The sequence below is a fragment of the Oryzihumus leptocrescens genome (assembly GCF_006716205.1).
GTDB lineage: Bacteria > Actinomycetota > Actinomycetes > Actinomycetales > Dermatophilaceae > Oryzihumus > Oryzihumus leptocrescens.
The window spans coordinates 835922-853581 of the sequence record NZ_VFOQ01000001.1 but is presented as its reverse complement, the minus strand read 5'-3'; the positions used below and the strand labels follow the sequence as shown (position 1 = coordinate 853581).

Below are 17660 nucleotides of genomic sequence, written 5' to 3'. Positions count from 1 at the left end.
TCATCCGTCCCCGCGAGGACGAAGCCGCGCGACGAACCGCACCGTGGTTCCGCGCGGCTTTGCGCGTTCCCAGGTGATGCGGCCGCGCATGTCCTGCACCAGCGAGGTGACGATCTGCGTCCCCAGCCCTGAGCGGCCCGGGTCGAAGTCCTCCGGCAGGCCGGCGCCGTCGTCGGTGATGGTGACGCTGAGCACCTCCTCCTCCCCCTCGGTGCTGCGCCGGGCGTCCACCGTCAGCTGACCGCCGTGCGCGGCGAGCCCGTGCTCGACGGCGTTCTGCACCAGCTCGCTGACCACCATGGCCAGCGCGGTCGCGTCCTCGGCCCGGAGCCGGCCAAACGACCCGGTGCGCACGGTGCGCACGGGCACCTCGCGGGTGGCCACCTCGACGACGCTGGAGAGCCCGCGCGCGGCGATCTCGTCGAAGTCGACCGTCTCGTCGAAGCCCTGGCTGAGCGTCTCGTGCACCAGCGCGATCACCGCCACCCGGCGCACCGCCTCCTCCAGCGCGGCCTTGCCCTCGCTCTCGGGCAGCCGGCGCGCCTGCAGCCGCAGCAGGGCGGCCACGGTCTGCAGGTTGTTCTTCACCCGGTGGTGGATCTCGCGGATCGTCGCGTCCTTGGTGAGCAGCTCCTGCTCGCGCCGGCGCAGCTCGCTGACGTCGCGCAGCAGCACGATCGCGCCGATCCGGTGCCCGGCCTCCATCAGCGGGATCGCCCGCAGCGAGACGCTGGCCCCACGGGTCTCCACGTCGGTGCGCCACGGCGCCCGGCCGCTGGTCACGAGCGGCAGCCCCTCATCGACCGGGGACTCGTCGTGCAGCACCTCGGAGATGATCCGTGACAGCGACGACCCGACCACGTCGCCGACGTGCCCGAGACGGTGGATCGCCGAGACCGCGTTGGGGCTGGCGTAGTTGACCGTGCCGTCCGGGTCGAGCCGGATCACCCCGTCGCCCACCCGGGGTGCGCCCCGGCGCTGCCCGGTCGGCGCGGCCCCCCGGGTGGGGAACTCCCCCGAGGCCACCATCCGGGCCAGCGCGTCGGCCGTCGCGAGGTAGGTCAGCTCCAGCCGGCTCGGCGTCCGCATCGTGGCGAGGTTGGTGTGCCGGGTCAGCACCGCGATCGGGCGCCCCTCCCGCACCACCGGGATGGCCTCCTCGCGGATCGGCATGTCGTCACGCCACTCCGGGTCGCGCTCCCGGATGATCCGGACCCCGTCGAAGGCCTGGTCCAGCAGCGGCCGGCGGCCCGAGCCCACCCGGCGCCCGACGTAGTCGTCGAAGAACACCATGGGGCCGGTCGTGGGGCGCACGTGCGCCACCGCGACCCAGCCGCGGTCGCGCGAGCGCGCCCACAGGACCAGGTCGGCGAAGGACAGGTCCGAGAGCAGCTGCCAGTCCCCGACCAGCAGGTGCAGCCACTCGACGTCCGCGGGCGTCAGGTCGGTCTGCTCCCGCAGCACGTCGGTCAGGGTCGGCACACCAGCGAGCCTAGTCGGCAGCGGGCCGCCGGCGACGCAGGTGCCCGCGGATCGGAAGCCGTTGGCACGACTGCCGATCCGCGGTCACGCGCGACGTCAGACGGTGGCGGCTCCGCTGCGGATGACGCCACGCAGCGTGCGCAGCGCCACGGAGAGTGCCGAGATGCCGGGGTGTTCCAGGCGCTGGATGCCCGAGAGCGCCACCCGGGCCCGGGACAGCTGCTCGGCGTTGGCCGCCGACCACGCGTCGATCCGCTCCCGCGGGGTCCCACCCGGTTCGGTGCCCTCCAGGACCGACTTGGTGAGGGCCTCCAGCACGGCATACAGGTCGTCGCGCAGCGCGGCGCGGGCCAGGGCGTCCCACCGGTCGTCGCGGGGCAGCATCGTGACCTGGCCGAGCATCGCGTCGATGCCGAACCGCTCGGAGAGCGCGAAGTACAGCGGCGCGACCTCCGCAGCCTCGCGGCCGGTGTCGGCGGCGATCTCCACCACGTCCAGCAGCGAGAACCGGTCGAGGAGGCCGGCGGCGTCCGTCGCCATGGCGCCGGGGGCACCGACGTGCTCCAGCTCCCGGGCCCGGCGCTCGAGCCGCTTGCGCTCGTTGCCCTGCAGCAGCTGGGGCACCTGGGGACCGAGGTGCTCGACGACCCCGCGGAACCGTTCGACCTCGGCGGCCACGTCCAGCGTCGCCGGACGGTTCTGCAGGAACCAGCGCACCCCGCGGTCCAGCAGTCGGCGGAACTCCAGGTAGAGCGCGGTCTGGGTCGCCGTGGAGACGACGTTGTCGAGGTCCTCCACCGCGGTGACGTAGTCGCGCAGGTTGAACACCTCGCGGCACACGACGTAGGCCCGGGCGACCTGCTCCGGCGTCGCCCCGGTCTCCTCCGAGGCCCGGAAGGCGAAGGTGATGCCGCCCCGGTTGACCATGGAGTTGACCACGGCGTTGGTGACGATCTCGCGGCGCAGCGGGTGGCTGGCCAGCTCCTGCTGGTAGTGCTCGCGGATCGGCTCGGGGAAGTAGTCGGTCAGCGTCGCCTGGAACCACGGGTCGTCCGGCAGCCCGGTCGGCAGCAGGTCCTCCTTGAGGGCCAGCTTGGCGTAGGCCACCAGCACCGAGAACTCCGGCGACTTCAGGCCCAGGCCGGCGTCCTGACGGCGGTCGATCTCGCTGTCCGAGGGCAGGAACTCCAGCTCGCGGTCGAGGTCGCCGCGCTCCTCCAGCCAGTGGATGAGGCGCTTGTGCACCGGCAGCATCGCGTGCTCCTGCGCCCGGGCGTTGCCCAGCAGGACGTTCTGCTCGTAGTTGTCCCGCAGCACCTGCTGGGCGACCTCGTCGGTCATCGAGGACAGCACGGCGTTGCGCTGCTTCAGCGTCAGGTCGCCGTCGCGCATCAGCCCGGTCAGCAGGATCTTGATGTTGACCTCGTGGTCGGAGGTGTCCACCCCGGCGGAGTTGTCGATCGCGTCGGTGTTGACGCGCACCCCGGCGAAGGACGCCTCGATGCGGCCGAGCTGGCTCAGGCCGAGGTTGCCGCCCTCGCCGATCACCTTGCAGCGCAACGCGTTGCCGTCGACACGGATGGCGTCGTTGGCCCGGTCGCCGATGTCGGCGTGAGACTCCGAGGAAGCCTTGACGTAGGTGCCGATGCCGCCGTTCCACAGCAGGTCGACCGGCGCCAGCAGGATCGCCTTCATCAGCTCGGCCGGGGTCATCGTGCTCACCCCGCGCGGCAGCCCGAGCGTCGCCGCGGCCTGCTCGCTGATCGGCACCGCCTTGGCCGAGCGCGGGAACACCCCGCCGCCCTCGCTGATCAGGCTGCTGTCGTAGTCGGCCCACGACGAGCGGGGCAGGTCGAACAGCCGGCGGCGCTCGACGAAGGACGTGGCCGAGACCGGGTCGGGGTCGAGGAAGATGTGCCGGTGGTCGAACGCGGCCACGAGCCGGATGTGCTCGGAGAGCAGCATCCCGTTGCCGAAGACGTCGCCGCTCATGTCTCCCACGCCGACCGCGGTGAAGTCCTCCTTCTGCGTGTCGACGCCCATCTCGCGGAAGTGCCGCTTGACCGACTCCCACGCACCCCGGGCCGTGATGCCCATGGCCTTGTGGTCGTAGCCGGCCGAGCCACCGGAGGCGAACGCGTCGTCGAGCCAGAAGCCGTAGGACTGCGCCACCCCGTTGGCGATGTCGGAGAAGGTCGCGGTGCCCTTGTCGGCGGCGACCACCAGGTAGGTGTCGTCCTCGTCATGGCGGACCACGTGCTGCGGCGGGACGGCATCGGTGCCGACGAGGTTGTCGGTCACGTCGAGCATCCCCGAGATGAACAGCTTGTATGACGCGACCCCCTCCGCGAGCCACGCGTCGCGGTCGACGGTCGGGTCGGGCAGCGCCTTGGCGAAGAACCCGCCCTTGGACCCGGTGGGCACGATGACGGCGTTCTTGACCATCTGCGCCTTGACCAGGCCGAGGACCTCGGTGCGGAAGTCCTCACGCCGGTCGCTCCAGCGCAGGCCACCCCGGGCGACCTTGCCGAAGCGCAGGTGCACGCCCTCGACGCGAGGGCTGTAGACCCAGATCTCGAACATCGGCCGCGGCGCCGGCAGGTCCGGCACCTTCTTGGGGTCCAGCTTGAAGCTGACGTAGCTCTTGGCCGACCCGTCGGCGTCGGGCTGGAAGTAGTTGGTGCGCAGCGTCGCCCGGATGACCCCGAGGAACGCCCGGATGATCCGGTCGTGGTCGAGGCTGGCGACCTGCTCCAGCGCGGACTCGATCGCCTCGCCGACGGCCTGCTGGGCGTCCTCGCGGGCCTGCACGTCCGTGCCGGCGGCGGGGTCGAAGCGCGCCTCGAACAGCGAGACCAGCTGCGCGGCGATGGCGACGTTGGAGACCAGGGCGGCCTCGACGTACTCCTGGCTGAAGGTGGACCCGGTCTGGCGCAGGTACTTGGCGACGGCGCGCAGGATGACCACCTGGCGCCAGGTCAGCCCGGCCTCGAGGACGAGGGCGTTGAAGCCGTCGCTCTCGGCGCGCCCGTCCCACACCGCCGAGAACGCGTCCTGGAACAGCTCGCGCACCCCGCCGTCGCCCGCACCGCCGGCCCAGGCGTCCGAGCGCGGCGCGACCAGGCCGAAGTCGTAGACGTAGACGGTCACCCCGTCGGCGCGGTCGATCTCGTAGGGCCGCTCGTCGACGACCTCGACCCCCAGGTGGGTGAACAGCGGCAGCACCGCGGTCAGCGACAGCGGGCCACGGCGGTAGAGCTTGAAGCGGCGCTCCTGGGCCGGGCTGCCCGGCTCCTGGTAGAGGTTGAGCCGCACCGAGTCCGCCGACTCCAGCGCCTCGATGTGGCGCAGGTCGACGATGCCGACGCGGGGGGTGAAGTCCTCCTTGTAGGCCTCGGGAAACGCCTTGCCGTACAACCCGATCAGGCGGGCGGCAGCCTCCTCGCCGTGCTCGGCGCGGGCGACCTCGCCGAGGTCCTCGTCCCAGGTGCGGGTGGCGTCGACGATCTGCTGCTCCAGCAGCGCCTCGTCCACCTCGGGGATGGCCTCGCCGGAGCGCACCCGGACGACGAAGTGCAGCCGGGCGAGCACCGACTCCGACACCCGGGTGGTGTAGTCGACGCTGGCGCCGTGGAACGCCGCGCGCAGCAGCGCCTCCATCTTCAGCCGCACCGCCGTGGTGTAGCGGTCGCGCGGGATGTAGACCAGGCACGACATGAACCGGCCGTACTCGTCACGGCGCAGGAACAGCCGGGTCCGCCGGCGCTCCTGCAGGTGCAGCACCGCGGTCGCGATCTCGGTCAGCGCCTCGGTCTCGGTCTGGAACAGCTCGTCGCGCGGGTAGGTCTCGAGCACCTCGAGCAGGTCCTTGCCCGAGTGGCTGTCGGCCGTGAACCCGGTGCCCTGCAGGACCTTTCGGACCTTGTTGTCGATGATCGGCACGCGCAGCACCGACTCGGTGTAGGCGCTGGAGGTGAACAGGCCCAGGAACCGGCGCTCACCGGTGACGTTGCCCTGCTCGTCGAAGGTCTTGACCCCGACGTAGTCGAGGTAGGTGGAGCGGTGCACCGTGGCGCGGGAGTTGGCCTTGGTGATGATCAGCAGGTGGTTGTCGCGGGCCTTGGCGCGGGCCTCGGGCGTGAGCCGGCTGAAGCTGACCGACTGCGGCTGGTCGTAGCGCAGCAGGCCCAGCCCGGTGCTCGGCACGGCGCGCAGGACGTCGTCGCCGTCCTCGCTGGTCAGGGCGTACTCGCGGTAGCCGAGGAAGGTGAAGTGGTTGTCGGCCAGCCAGGTCAGCAGCCGGCGCGTCTCGGCGACCTCCTCGGGGTCGACACCGACCGGCGGGTGGGCCGTGAGCGACTCGGCGATCTCCGAGCAGGTGCTGCGCATCTTGGGCCAGTCCTCGACGGCCTCGCGCACGTCGGAGAGCACCTTGGACAGGCCGGCGGCGATGGCCGCGCGCTCGTCCTCGTCGCTCTCGCGGTCGACCTCCACGTGCATCCACGACTCGACGCCCTGGCCGAACCCGTCGTCGTCGAGGCTGTCGACGTCGAGGATCTCCTCGAGCTCACCGGCGGCGTCACGGCGGACCGTCAGCTGCGGGTGGACGACGAGGTAGACCGAGCGCTCCTGGCGGGACAGCTCGGCGGTGACCGAGTCGACCAGGAAGGGCATGTCGTCCGTGACGATCTCGATGACCGTGTGGCCGCTGGACCAGCCCTGCTCCTCCACCGTCGGGGTGAACACCCGCACGTTGGCGGTGCCGACGGGACGGGACTGGGCGAGCTGCTTGTGCGACAGGGCCGCGCCGAGGAGGTCCTCCGGCGCGCGGGCGAGCAGGTCCTCGGTCGCGACGTGCCGGTAGTACCGGCGCAGGAACCGCTCGAGGGCCTCACCCCCCGCCCGTTCTGCGAGCTCCGCTGCGGAGCGGAGCAACTGCGACCGGGACTGCTCAAGCGACGCCGACATGGCTGAAATTTCCTCACCCAGATAAGCCCTGGCGCACGCCGTTGTGCGCCCGGCCCGAGCCTAGCGCTGCCACCCAGCCGCACGTGGCCGGGTTCGGGCACCCGGCCACGCGGCATACCGGCCCGGGGTATGCCGCGTGCTCACCTCACAGCGCGCCGCGCATCTCCCACAGCAACGGGTAGAAGCGCATCGGCAGCCGGCTGCGCAGGTAAGGGGCTCCGGAGGAGCCACCGGTGCCCGACTTCGTGCCGATCTGGCGCTCGACCATGGTCACGTGGCGCGCCCGCCACGCCGCCTGCTGCTCGTCGTGCTCGAGGAGCACCTCGGCGAGCTCCCAGATATCGCCGTAGGTGCCGCGGTCCCGGGCCACGGTGACCAGGCTGGCGCTGACCTCGGCGTCGTCGCCGGTGGGCAGGCCGGCCCGGGCGAGGACCCCGACGAAGGCGTCCCACAGGGTCGGCTCGGCCAGGCGCCGGTCGAGGCGCGCGCGCTCCTCCGCGGACAGGCCCTTGAACCGCTGGAGGAAGCCCGGGTCCTTGTGGCCGGAGAGGAACTCCAGCTCGCGGAACTGCACCGACTGGAAGCCGCTGGCCGGCGCCAGCCGGTGCCGGAACTCCAGGAAGTCCTGCGGGGTCATCGTCTCCAGGATGTCGATCTGGTGGACGAGGACGTCCTCGATCGTGCCCACCCGGCGCAGCAGGTGCCGGGCCCACCAGAGCCGGCCCTCGTCCATGGCGTTGCGCGCGGCCTCGAGCTCGTGCAGCAGCTGCTTGAACCACAGCTCGTAGGCCTGGTGGATGACGATGAACAGCAGCTCGTCGTGCGCCGGCGGGCTGGTCTCGGGCACCTGCTGGGACAGCAGCTGCTCGACGCGCAGGTAGCTGCCGTAGGTGAGCCGGGCCCCTTCCTCCCCGAACTGGCGGTCGCCCTCGGCGCCCTCGGCGACGGCCGGCTGCGACCGCGAGAAGTCCACGAACTCTTCATCCATGCGCGCACCCTAGCCGCGCCACCCCGGCGCCTGTGGGTAACCCGGGCGGTGCGGGCCCGGCGCCGTAGGCTCGGTGGCATGGCAGCCCAGCCGAGCGTCGACCCCGCCACGCTGCTCGCGGTCTCGGAGCGGCTGGCCCGCGCACGGGAGGAGGCGTTCGCCCTCTCCGGCGAGCTGCTGGACCACTACGTCGAGACCGGCGACACCCTCACCCAGCACGCGGTCGACCAGCTGGTCGAGCAGGCGGCCGACACGCTGCGGGCGCTGACCGACTCCTTCGGCGAGAGCACCCGGGCCCTGCGCGAGGCCGCCGCCCGCTACACCGAGGCGGAGCGCACCGCCGCGCCCGGCGAGGGCGCACCGTGACCGACCCTCTGGTCCTCGGCGACCCGGCCGGCTGCTCCCGCCTCGGGGGCGCGATGCGGCGGGAGGCCGCCCACCTGACCGAGCGGGCGGCCACGCTGGCCCGCTCGGGCGCCGGGCTGGCCCAGTGGCGTGGGCCGGCCGGCTCGGCCGCGCGTGACCGGGTGACCGGGGCACTGACCGGCATGGCCGCCACGGCACGGGCACTGGACCAGGCCGGCGCGGCCCTGCAGCGCTACGCCACCGAGCTGGCCGAGGCCCACGAGCAGGGGCGCCGAGCCGCCGACCGGGCCGCCCGGGACGGGCTGCGCGTCGTCGACGGCCGGGTGCTGGAGGCGTGGGGGCCGGCGACCTCCGAGGAGGCCGAGCGCCGCCGGGCGCTGGTGCCCGAGCACCAGGCCCGGGTCGACCGACAGTCCTCGGCGCTGGGCCGGTCCCGGGCCCAGCTGCAGCGCACCTGCGAGGAGCTGACCCAGGTGCTGCGGGCCCAGTCCCGGGCGCTGCGAGATGCGCCACCGCCGCGACACTGAGCCACCGTCGCGCCACTACGGTGGGCCGCATGAGGATTCGCGCCACGATCGACTACGACGCCACCCCCGACGAGGTCTTCACCATGCTCGCGGACAGCGACTTCCAGGACCGCAAGGCCAAGGCCACCGGTGCCCTGGAGCACGAGGTGTCCATCACGACCCGCGGCGAGCAGACCGAGATCGTCAGCAAGCGCACCATGCCCACCGACGAGTTCCCCGACTTCGTCAAGGGGATGGTGGGCGACCGGCTCCCGGTGACCGAGACGCACACGTGGGGCCCGGCCGCGGCCGACGGCTCCCGCCGGGGTGAGATCACCGTCGCGGTCGGCAACCTGCCGGTCGGGCTCAAGGGCACCCTCGCCCTCGCCCCCCATGGCGAGGGCACCACCCAGTCCGTGGACGGGGAGCTCAAGGCCCGCATCCCGCTCATCGGCGGCAAGGTCGAGAAGGCTGCCGCGCCGGCCATCGAGGCCGCCATCGACATCGAGCGCACCACCGGGCGGGCCTGGCTCGCCGGCTGACCGGCCTCCCACAGCGCGACGGGAGGGTATGGCGACCACTCGCCATACCCTCCCGTCGTGCGTTCGCGGGGCTCAGCCCATGTGCGGGTACGCGTGGGTCTTCGGCGGGACGAACGTCTCCTTGATGGAGCGCGCGCTGGTCCAGCGCAGGAGGTTCTGCGCGGCGCCGGCCTTGTCGTTGGTGCCCGACGCGCGGCCGCCACCGAAGGGCTGCTGGCCCACGACGGCACCGGTGGGCTTGTCGTTGATGTAGAAGTTGCCGGCCGCGAAGCGCAGGCGCTCGGTCGCGTCGGCGATCACGCCGCGGTCCTGGGCGATGATCGAGCCGGTCAGACCGTAGGGCGCGAACGACTCCATCTGGTCCAGCACCTTGTCGTAGGTGCGGTCGGGGTAGACGTGCACCGACAGGATCGGGCCGAAGTACTCGGTGCGGAAGGACTCGTCGGTCGGGTCGTCGATCTCCAGGACCGTCGGGCGCACGAAGTAGCCCTCGGAGTCGTCGTACTTGCCGCCGGCGACGACGGTGATGCCGGCCGTGGCGTGAGCCCGGTCGATGGCGTCCTTGTGCTTGGCGAACGCCCGGTCGTCGATGACGGCGCCCATGAAGTTGGACAGGTCGGTGACGTCACCCTGGGTCAGGCCCTCGGTGATCGAGACCAGGTCGGCCTTGATCTGCTTCCACAGGCTGCGCGGCACGTAGGCGCGGGAGGCGGCCGAGCACTTCTGGCCCTGGAACTCGAAGGCGCCGCGGATCATGGCGGTGCGCAGCACGTCGGGGTCGGCGCTGGGGTGGGCCAGGATGAAGTCCTTGCCGCCGGTCTCGCCGACGATGCGCGGGTAGCTGCGGTAGCTCGGCAGGTTCGCGCCGACCTCCTGCCACAGGTGCTGGAACGTCGGGGTCGACCCGGTGAAGTGGATGCCGGCCAGGTCGGGGTCGGCCAGGGCGACCTTGGAGACGTTGAGGCCGTCACCGGTCACCATGTTGATGACGCCCGGGGGCATGCCGGCCTCCTCGAGCAGCTCCATCGTCAGGGACGCGGCCAGCTGCTGGGTCGGCGAGGGCTTCCACACCACGGTGTTGCCCATCAGGGCCGGGGCCGTCGGCAGGTTGCCGGCGATGGCGGTGAAGTTGAACGGCGTGATCGCGTAGACGAAGCCCTCGAGCGGGCGGTGGTCGGTGCGGTTCCAGATGCCCTTGGAGTTGGCCGGGGGCTGCTCGGCCAGGATCTGCCGGGCGAAGTGGACGTTGTAGCGCCAGAAGTCGATGAGCTCGCAGGCGGCGTCGATCTCGGCCTGGTAGGCGGTCTTGGACTGGCCCAGCATCGTCGCGGCGTTGAGCGTGGCCCGCCACGGGCCGGAGAGCAGCTCGGCGGCCTTGAGCAGGATGGCGGCGCGGTCGTCGAAGGACAGGGCGCGCCAGCCGGGGGCCGCGTCCTTGGCGGCCTTCACGGCGGCCTCGGCGTCGGCCACCGTGGCGTTGCGCATGGTGCCCAGGACCTTCTTGTGGGCGTGCGGCTGGCGCACGTCGATCTTCTTGCCCGCGCCCATGACCAGCTCGCCGCCGATGGTGTGGGGCAGGTCGACCCGCTCGCTGCCCAGCTTGGCGAGCGCCACCTCGAGGGTCGCGCGCTCGGGGCTGCCCGGGGCGTAGTCGAGGACCGGCTCGTTCACCGGCGCGGGGGTCTGGGTCACAGCATCCATCGCGGGTCTGGCTCCTTGTGGGAAGAGGTCGTGGACGACCCGCCTATGGTGGCACGCGCGCCGGGCGCGCTCCCACACAGCGGCCCGGGGGCAGCCTCACCCCCGGTGCAGGTATGCCGTGCGCCTCACCACGCGCCGACCGCCCCGGCGCCTACGATGCCCGGGTGGCTCCCTTCACCGGCACGGCCCTGCCATGATCTCGACCGCCAGCCTGACCGTCCACGAGCTCGGCGACGCCGAGGCGGTCGGGACCCTGGTCCTGCTGCACGGTCTGACCGACTCCGGGCTGTGCTGGCCGGATGCAGTGCGGCGGTGGGGTCCGTCGTACCGCCTGTTCGCGGTGGACTTCCGCGGGCACGGCACCTCGCCCCGGTTCACCCGCGCCCAGCTGGAGGCGGACCCGGGCGACCTGCTGCTGGCGGACACGGTGGGGCTGGTCGAGGACGTGGTGCAGCTGACCGGGTCGCCGGTGGTCCTCGTGGCGCACTCGATGGGCGCCGGGCTGGCCGGCGCCGCCGCCGCGCTGCGCCCCGACCTGGTCCGGGCGGCGGTCCTGGAGGAGCCGGCGTGGGGCATCCGCCGCGACGAGGCCGAGGTCCAGCGCCTGGCCCTGGAGCGGACGGCGTGGGTCCAGGAGTTCCGCGACGACCTGTCGGCCGCGATGGCCAGGGGCCTGGTGGAGAACCCGACCTGGCCCGTGGCCGAGCTCGACCCGTGGGCCCGGTCCAAGCAGCAGGCCGACTCCGGCTTCCTCGCCCGTGGGGTGGCGTGGCCGAGCCTGCCGTGGGACGAGTTCGCGCGGCGCATCGCCGTGCCGACCCTCGTGGTCACCGGTGACCGCGAGGTGATCGTCGGCGAGCGCACCCGCGCGGACATCGCCGCGCTGGCCAACTCCCACCTCGAGGTCGCCGTCGTGCCCGGGGCCGGCCACTGCGTCCGGCGCGACCGGGGCGAGGAGTTCCACGCCCTCGTCGACCCCTGGCTCGCCAAGACGGCGGCGTGACCGCCCTGGCGCGCCACGAGCTCGGCCTCGCGGCCGGCCCGACCCTGGCGCTGTTCCACGGCAACGGCGACTCGGGCCTGTGCTGGCCCGGGGCTGCCCGGCGGTGGGGCACGGCATACCGCGTCTGCGGGGTGGACGCCCGAGGGCACGGCGCCTCGCCCCGGTTCGCTGCGGCCGAGGTGGACCGGGCCGGCGAGGTGTTCGCCGACGACGCGGAGCGGACCCTGGAGGACCTGGCCGCCGACGGCTCCCCCGTCGTCGCGGTCGGCCACTCGCTCGGGGCTGCCTCGCTGACGGCGGTGCTCGCGCGCCGCGCGGACCTGCTCGCCGGCGCGGTGCTCATCGACCCACCGTGGGACACCCCGCTCGTGCTGGGTCCCCGGCCGGAGGTCGGCGCCGAGCGCGTGGGGCTGATCCGCGGCTACCAGGCCGACCCCGACGCGGCGCTGGCCGGGCTGCGCGAGCGCCAGCCGGACTGGGCCCCGGACGAGTGCGAGGCGTGGGTCGAGGCCAAGATGCACCTCGACCTCGCGCTGATGGCCTCCGGGAACGGCCGACCGGCGACCCCGTGGCCCGAGCTGGTGCGGGACATCCGGACACCGACCCTGGTGCTCACCGGCGACGACGAGGGCTGCCTGGTCGGCCCGGCCACGCGCGAGCTGCTGAGCGGCTGCGCCAACCCTGCGGTCACCGTCGAGGTGGTCGCCGGGGCCGACCACTACGTGCGGCAGACCCGGGAGGCGGCCTTCCACGCCGTCGTCGACCCGTGGCTGGCCGACCGGTTCTGAGCCTCGGTCAGAGGAGCTCGACGAGCTGGCCCAGCTCGGTGGCGTCGTACCAGAGCAGCTCCTCGTCGTCGTCGGCACCGTCCTCGTCCACGTGGAAGGAGGCGATCCGCTTCAGCGGCACCGCCTCCGAGACCACCACGGCCGAGGGCGTGCTGGTCTCGCCGGGCGCCTCCTCCTGCACGAGGGTGCTGGTGACGTCGGCCGCGGCCACGATGCGACGCCCCTCGCCGCGCTCGAGCAGCAGCCGGGAGCTGGAGGCCGCGTCGCACAGCGCGGTGTACTCCCAGTCCTCCTCGTCCCCCGAGGGCTGGGCGGCACGGACCGCCGCCGTGACCGCGTGGGCCCGCAGTGGGCGTCCAGCCACCACACCGCCGGCGTGCAGCTCGCGCAGGCCGGCAGCGTTGAGCGGCAAGTAGATTCGCGTCAGGGTCATCCCACGTCCTCGAAGTTGCTGCGGTCGGGCAGTGGCGCCGGGTCCCGCAGCGCCGCGACGGAGGTGCGCAACGACGTCTGCACGACGAGCGGCCGCCGCGACACGTCCATGAGGTTAGCGCCGAACGCCGCGAGGTCCTCGGGCCCGGGGCCGAGCACCGTGACCTCGGCGCCGTCCTCGTGGACCCTGGCCAGCTCGCGCAGGCACCGGTGGGTCACCCGGTTGCGCCACTGACGCTCCAGCCGGGTCTGCCACTGCGTCGGCGTGTCGGTGACGAAGGACACCTGGGGCGCCAGGACGTAGACCTCGTCGAGCCCCTGACCCACCATGAGGTCGAGGTTGGTCGAGGACCAGGCACCGCCGTCGATGAAGCGGTGCTCCCCGATCCGCACGGGGGTGTACCAGCCCGGGATCGCGCACGAGGCCATCACGGCGTCGGCGAGGTCGGCCGGCGGGGCGTCCTCGGCGCCGAAGGCGACCCGGGTGCCGGCGTCGTAGTCGAGGGCGACGACCCGCACGCCCTGGCGCGGGGCCCACCCCTGCGGCACGACGTGGGAGACCAACGCGCCGACCCGGTCGAGCCGGCCGCGACCCTCGGGCAGCAGCGCCGCCAGGACCGCGGTCGGTGGCAGCTGGCGCAGCTGGCGGGCGTTGCGCAGCAACATCTCCCGTGACCCCAGCCCCCGCTTGGGTCGGGCCGGACGGTCACCCCCGGTGTCGTGCTCGTAGTCGAACGTGAAGCCCGCCAGCGGCCCCGAGGTGACCTCGCGGCCGAGCTGGTGCTCCAGCAGGTCCGAGACCGCGACGCCGGAGCCCAGCAGTGCCGCCAGTACCGACCCCGCCGAGGTGCCGACGAAGGCGTCGAACCGGCGCACGTCGACGCCGACCGCGTCCTCCAGCGCCGTGAGCGCACCCACCATCCACGCTGCCCCCAGGACGCCACCACCGCCCAGGACCAGTCCGCGTCGGGTGCGCCGGGTCATCTGCCTGAGTCCCTGCTCTCCACGAGCTCGGCGAGGGAGTCGACGAGGCACTGACCCAGCACGTCGACGTCCGGCATCGCATCACGGTCGGCGTTGAGGCCGAAGTAGACCCCGCCGTCGTAGGAGGTCAACCCGATCGAGACGGCCTGCCCGCGGGCGAGTGGCATCACCGGGTAGGAGGAGAGCATGCGTGCGTCGCCGGCATACAGCGGCTGCTGGGGACCGGGCACGTTGGTGATGACCACGTTGAACAGGCGGCGCGACATCGCGCTGCCGAGCCGCGCGCCCAGGGAGTGCAGGGTCGGCGGCGCGAACCCGGCGATGCCGGCGATGGACTCGGCGCCGACCGCCTGCCCGCCCTCCATCTGCTGGCGCATGGCGAAGGCGATCTGGTGCAGCCGCATCGACGCGCTCGGCTCCCCCACCGGGAGGTCCACGAAGCAGGCGGTGACCCGGTTGCCCAGGCGGGTCGTGTCCGCGGCGTCGTAGACCGAGACGGGCACCATGGCCCGCACCGTGGTGGCGTTGTGCACGGCCTCGCCACGGGTGAGCAACCAGGACCGCAGGGCACCGGAGATGGTCGCCAGCACGACGTCGTTGACCGTCACGTCGTCGGAGTAGCTGCCGCGGGCCACGCGCGCCCGCACCTTGCGGTAGTCGTCGAGGTCGGTGCCGACCATGCAGTAGCGCCGGGCCTCGCCGATCTCGGCGTTGAGCGGGCTCGTCGGTGCCGGGCGGGCGGCACTGCGGGCCACCGTCGAGGCCACCGCACCGAGCGCGCCGACCACCCGGCCACCGATGGCCCGGACGTCGGCGACGCCGCCGCGGACGTTGTCCAGGATCTGGCTCGGCCGGCGTACCGCGTCGACGAGCGCCTCGGTGACCAGCTCGATGTCGCTGGGCTCCCGGGTCGGGCGCCAGGTGTCGGTCACCGGCTCCTCGCGGTCGGGGTCGGTGTCGAGGATGACGTGGGCGATGTCGACGGCGTTGATGCCGTCGACCAGCGCCTGGTGGGACTTGGTGACGATCGCGAAGCGGCCCTCGGCCAGCCCCTCGACGAGGTAGACCTCCCACAGCGGACGGTTGCGGTCCAGGGGCCGGGGCTGGATGCGGGCGACGAACTCCTCGAGCTGCTCGTCCGAGCCCGGACGCGGCAGGGCCGAACGGCGCACATGGTAGGTGACGTCGAAGTCCTCGTCGTCGACCCACACCGGGTTGGCCAGGTGGCCGGGCACCTCGCGCACGCGCTGGCGGTATCGCGGGACGTAGGCGATGCGCGTGGACACCAGGCGGACCAGCCGGTCGTAGTCGAACCCCTCGTCCGGCGGCTGGAAGACCATGACCGACCCGACGTGCATCGCCGTCGTGGCTTCCTCGAGGTAGAGGAAGGACGCGTCCAGGGAGCTCAAGCGGTCAGGCACACGCTCATCGTGTCAGAGTTGCCCCGCCTAGACTGCCGGGCGTGACCACAATGACACGCTTGCGCGCCGGCGTGGCCGTCATCACCCTGGGTGCCCTCACCGGCCTGTTAACTGCGTGTGGCGGGTCCTCCGAACCGCCTGCCGCACAAGGGTCCTCGACCGCAGCGACGGCATCGGGTGGCCAGTCGGCGCCGGCCTCGTCGGCCGCGGGCCGGACGCTGCGGGTCACGATCACCGGCAGGACGGTCACCCCCGCGCCCAGCCAGGTGCGGATCACGCCGGGCGAGACCCTGACCCTGGTGGTCACCAGCGACCACGACGACGAGCTCCACGCCCACGGCTTCGAGGTGGAGAAGGAGCTCAAGGCGGGCGTGCCGACCACCCTGCTGCTCAAGACCGACCTGCCGGGGGTCTACGAGGTCGAGACGCACCACCCGCCGCTGCGCCTGCTGTCGGTGGCCGTCCAGTGACGTGCCGGCCGCGATGACGCCGGCGCTGCTGCCCGCCCACGGGGTCGGGTCGGTCGAGTCGTTGCCGTTGCCGCTGCCGGCGCTGGTCACCGGCGCGGCGGTCGCGCTCGTGGTCTCCTTCCTGGCCCTGGGCGTGCTGTGGCGTGAGCCGCGACTGGACCGCGATGCGGGCATACCGCTGCCGGGGCCCCTCGCGCGTGCGCTGGACTCGCGCTGGCTGCGCGGCACCGCGGTCACGCTGACCCTGCTGCTGGCCGGCTGGACGGTCCTGTCCCTCGCGGCGGGCAAGGACAACGCCAACAACCCTGCCGCCTACGTCATCTACGTCTGGCTGTGGGTGGGCCTGGCCGTGCTGTCGCTGCTGCTCGGACCGGTCTGGCGCGTGGTCAACCCGGTGCGCTGGCTGCACCTGGGCATCAACCGCCTGGCCCGCCTGGACCCCGACGAGGCGATGGTGCGCTGGTCGCCGGGGATGTGGCCGGGCGCCGTGGGCCTGTTCGCCTTCGCCTGGCTGGAGCTCATCGCCCCCAACCGCACCACCCTGCCGGTGCTGCGGGTGGCGGTCCTGGCGTTCGTCATGGTCGACCTGGTGGGCGCCTTCGCCCTGGGCCGACGCTGGTTCTCCGGTGGCGACCCGTTCGAGGTCTGGTCGCGGCTGCTCGGGTCCCTGAGCCCGCTGGGCCGCCGCCGGGACCGCACCTGGGTCCTGCGCACCCCGCTGCACGGCGCCAACGCGCTGCGACTGCGCCGGGGCCTCACCGCCGCGGTCGCCGTCATGCTCGGCAGCACCGCCTACGACGCGCTGTCCGGCCAGCCGCGCTGGTACGGCTTCGTCCAGTCCGCGGCCGTCCCCGCCACGTTGCTCGAGACGCTCGGCCTGCTGGGCATGTGCCTGGTGGTCGCCGGGGCACTCGCCGCGGCGGCAGCGGTGTCCGCCCGCCTGGCCGGACTGCCCTTCCGCGGGCTGACGCAGCAGTTCGCACCGTCGCTGGTCCCCATCGCCGCGGGGTACGTCATCGCCCACTACTGGGCCCTGTTGGTGTATGCCGGGCAGCTCACCCTGGTGCGCCTCACCGACCCGCTCGGCATCGGCGCCAACTGGCTCGGCACGGCCGGGCTGTCCCCGGACACCCGGCTGATCGAGCCGACGCTGACCGCGACCATCCAGGTCGTGGCGATCGTGACCGGGCACATCCTGGGCGTGGTGCTGGCCCACGAGCGGGCGGTGTCCCTGTTCGACCGCCGCGTGGCGGTCCTGGGCCAGCTGCCCCTGCTGGTGCTGATGGTCGGCTACACCTGCGGCGGCCTGCTGCTGCTCTACAGCAGCTGACCCGGGTCCTCGCTGCCTGCGCGGATCCACGGCGCCCCGGGGAAGTGCCCGGCGAGCTCGCTGGCGGTGTCCTCGTAGGACCGGTGGACCACCCCGGCCATGCCCAGGCGGGTCGCCGCCTCGACGTTGTGCTTCAGGTCGTCGACGAAGACGCACTCCCGCGCCGGCAGGCCGAGCCGCTGCAGCGCCAGGGTGAAGATCTCCGGCTCGGGCTTGCGCATGCCCACCTCGCCGGAGATGACCACCGCGTCGAAGAGCTCGTCCCAGTCGGTGCGGTCGTAGGCGTTGCCCCACGAGTTCGACAGCAGGGCGGTGCGCACCCCCGCGGCGCGGGCGCGGCCGACGAGGGAGGTCATGGACCGCTCGTAGTCGGCGAGGTCGGCGAACATGGCGTTCACCAGCCCGTCGGCCTCGACCGCAGACCCCTCGGCAGCCAGGGCCGAGGCGAGCTCCCGCTCGAAGTCGACGAGGGACATCTCGCCCCGCTCGAGGAGGTGGACGGGCGAGGACTCCCCCGGACCCGGGTCCACCCACCGCCTGACGACGGCCAGGTAGTGGTCGTGCAGGACCCCCGTGCTCTCGACCCAGCGGCGCACGGCCACGTGCACGGGGGCGGTGAGCACCCCACCCCAGTCGACGATCAGGCCTCGCATGGTCCTCCAGCTTCCACGTCCGCGAC

At 72.9% G+C, this 17660-nt stretch carries 15 protein-coding genes; 7 read left to right on the top strand and 8 right to left on the bottom strand.

The window, feature by feature from the left end; genetic code table 11:
* The 3 genes from FB474_RS04025 to FB474_RS04015 all read right to left on the bottom strand — a co-directional run bounded on the left by FB474_RS04025 (position 1) and on the right by FB474_RS04015 (position 7438).
* A complete protein-coding gene (locus FB474_RS04025) occupies positions 1-1482 on the bottom strand; it encodes a sensor histidine kinase (protein ID WP_141787484.1) in 1482 nt (493 codons plus the stop codon).
* Between the two features lie 96 nt (positions 1483-1578).
* The gene (locus tag FB474_RS04020; RefSeq protein ID WP_141787483.1) at positions 1579-6450 is read right to left on the bottom strand and encodes an NAD-glutamate dehydrogenase; all 4872 of its coding nucleotides are present in this window, start codon (positions 6448-6450) and stop codon (positions 1579-1581) included.
* A gap of 145 nt (positions 6451-6595) precedes the next feature.
* Complete coding sequence (locus tag FB474_RS04015) at positions 6596-7438, bottom strand: tryptophan 2,3-dioxygenase (protein WP_141787482.1); 843 nt, start codon at positions 7436-7438, stop codon at positions 6596-6598.
* 78 nt (positions 7439-7516) lie between these two features.
* On the opposite strand from FB474_RS04015, the gene FB474_RS04010 reads away from it, so the two are divergent.
* The 3 genes from FB474_RS04010 to FB474_RS04000 are packed head-to-tail and all read left to right on the top strand — an operon-like array spanning position 7517 to position 8852.
* Positions 7517-7804, top strand: a complete 288-nt coding sequence (locus tag FB474_RS04010) for a hypothetical protein (RefSeq protein ID WP_141787481.1) — start codon at positions 7517-7519, stop codon at positions 7802-7804.
* Entirely contained in the window at positions 7801-8331 is a 531-nt protein-coding gene (locus FB474_RS04005) for a WXG100 family type VII secretion target (protein WP_141787480.1), read from the top strand. Before FB474_RS04010 ends, FB474_RS04005 begins: the two co-directional genes overlap by 4 nt.
* 29 nt (positions 8332-8360) lie before the next feature.
* A complete protein-coding gene (locus FB474_RS04000; RefSeq protein WP_141787479.1) occupies positions 8361-8852 on the top strand; it encodes a DUF2505 domain-containing protein in 492 nt (163 codons plus the stop codon).
* 72 nt (positions 8853-8924) lie between these two features.
* Here the strand turns inward: FB474_RS04000 and pruA are convergent, their stop codons facing one another.
* On the bottom strand, positions 8925-10553 hold the full coding sequence (pruA, locus tag FB474_RS03995) for an L-glutamate gamma-semialdehyde dehydrogenase (protein ID WP_141787478.1): 1629 nt from the start codon (positions 10551-10553) through the stop codon (positions 8925-8927).
* A 193-nt stretch (positions 10554-10746) separates the two neighbouring features.
* On the opposite strand from pruA, the gene FB474_RS03990 reads away from it, so the two are divergent.
* On the top strand, positions 10747-11556 hold the full coding sequence (locus FB474_RS03990; RefSeq protein ID WP_141787477.1) for an alpha/beta fold hydrolase: 810 nt from the start codon (positions 10747-10749) through the stop codon (positions 11554-11556).
* Positions 11553-12344, top strand: coding sequence for an alpha/beta fold hydrolase (locus FB474_RS03985; protein ID WP_185746026.1), 792 nt, complete (start codon positions 11553-11555; stop codon positions 12342-12344). The genes FB474_RS03990 and FB474_RS03985 overlap by 4 nt, the downstream gene beginning before the upstream one ends.
* Before the next feature lie 7 nt (positions 12345-12351).
* Here the strand turns inward: FB474_RS03985 and FB474_RS03980 are convergent, their stop codons facing one another.
* The 3 genes from FB474_RS03980 to FB474_RS03970 are packed head-to-tail and all read right to left on the bottom strand — an operon-like array spanning position 12352 to position 15181.
* Positions 12352-12777 (bottom strand): DUF6912 family protein, encoded by a 426-nt coding sequence (locus FB474_RS03980; protein WP_141787475.1) that lies wholly within the window; start codon positions 12775-12777, stop codon positions 12352-12354.
* A complete protein-coding gene (locus FB474_RS03975) occupies positions 12774-13760 on the bottom strand; it encodes a patatin-like phospholipase family protein (protein WP_141787474.1) in 987 nt (328 codons plus the stop codon). The genes FB474_RS03980 and FB474_RS03975 overlap by 4 nt, the downstream gene beginning before the upstream one ends.
* Positions 13757-15181: a WS/DGAT/MGAT family O-acyltransferase gene (locus FB474_RS03970; protein WP_141787473.1), complete on the bottom strand. Its 1425-nt coding sequence runs from the start codon at positions 15179-15181 to the stop codon at positions 13757-13759. The genes FB474_RS03975 and FB474_RS03970 overlap by 4 nt, the downstream gene beginning before the upstream one ends.
* A gap of 50 nt (positions 15182-15231) precedes the next feature.
* Between FB474_RS03970 and FB474_RS03965 the strand changes: the two genes are divergently transcribed.
* A complete protein-coding gene (locus FB474_RS03965; protein ID WP_246092300.1) occupies positions 15232-15651 on the top strand; it encodes a cupredoxin domain-containing protein in 420 nt (139 codons plus the stop codon).
* A 13-nt stretch (positions 15652-15664) separates the two neighbouring features.
* A complete protein-coding gene (locus FB474_RS03960) occupies positions 15665-16981 on the top strand; it encodes a hypothetical protein (protein ID WP_141787471.1) in 1317 nt (438 codons plus the stop codon).
* Here the strand turns inward: FB474_RS03960 and FB474_RS03955 are convergent.
* A complete protein-coding gene (locus FB474_RS03955; RefSeq protein ID WP_141787470.1) occupies positions 16969-17634 on the bottom strand; it encodes an HAD family hydrolase in 666 nt (221 codons plus the stop codon). The genes FB474_RS03960 and FB474_RS03955 overlap by 13 nt on opposite strands.
* Positions 17635-17660: the final 26 nt, after the last annotated feature.

Excerpts from the sequence above, each read along its gene's own strand:
- FB474_RS04020 (WP_141787483.1), bottom strand. The coding sequence starts at position 6,450 with ATGTCGGCGTCGCTTGAGCAGTCCCGGTCGCAGTTGCTCCGCTCCGCA.
- FB474_RS04015 (WP_141787482.1), bottom strand. The coding sequence starts at position 7,438 with ATGGATGAAGAGTTCGTGGACTTCTCGCGGTCGCAGCCGGCCGTCGCC.
- FB474_RS04010 (WP_141787481.1), top strand. The coding sequence starts at position 7,517 with ATGGCAGCCCAGCCGAGCGTCGACCCCGCCACGCTGCTCGCGGTCTCG.
- FB474_RS04000 (WP_141787479.1), top strand. The coding sequence starts at position 8,361 with ATGAGGATTCGCGCCACGATCGACTACGACGCCACCCCCGACGAGGTC.
- pruA (WP_141787478.1), bottom strand. The coding sequence starts at position 10,553 with ATGGATGCTGTGACCCAGACCCCCGCGCCGGTGAACGAGCCGGTCCTC.
- FB474_RS03990 (WP_141787477.1), top strand. The coding sequence starts at position 10,747 with ATGATCTCGACCGCCAGCCTGACCGTCCACGAGCTCGGCGACGCCGAG.
- FB474_RS03980 (WP_141787475.1), bottom strand. The coding sequence starts at position 12,777 with ATGACCCTGACGCGAATCTACTTGCCGCTCAACGCTGCCGGCCTGCGC.
- FB474_RS03975 (WP_141787474.1), bottom strand. The coding sequence starts at position 13,760 with ATGACCCGGCGCACCCGACGCGGACTGGTCCTGGGCGGTGGTGGCGTC.
- FB474_RS03965 (WP_246092300.1), top strand. The coding sequence starts at position 15,232 with ATGACACGCTTGCGCGCCGGCGTGGCCGTCATCACCCTGGGTGCCCTC.
- FB474_RS03960 (WP_141787471.1), top strand. The coding sequence starts at position 15,665 with ATGACGCCGGCGCTGCTGCCCGCCCACGGGGTCGGGTCGGTCGAGTCG.
- FB474_RS03955 (WP_141787470.1), bottom strand. The coding sequence starts at position 17,634 with ATGCGAGGCCTGATCGTCGACTGGGGTGGGGTGCTCACCGCCCCCGTG.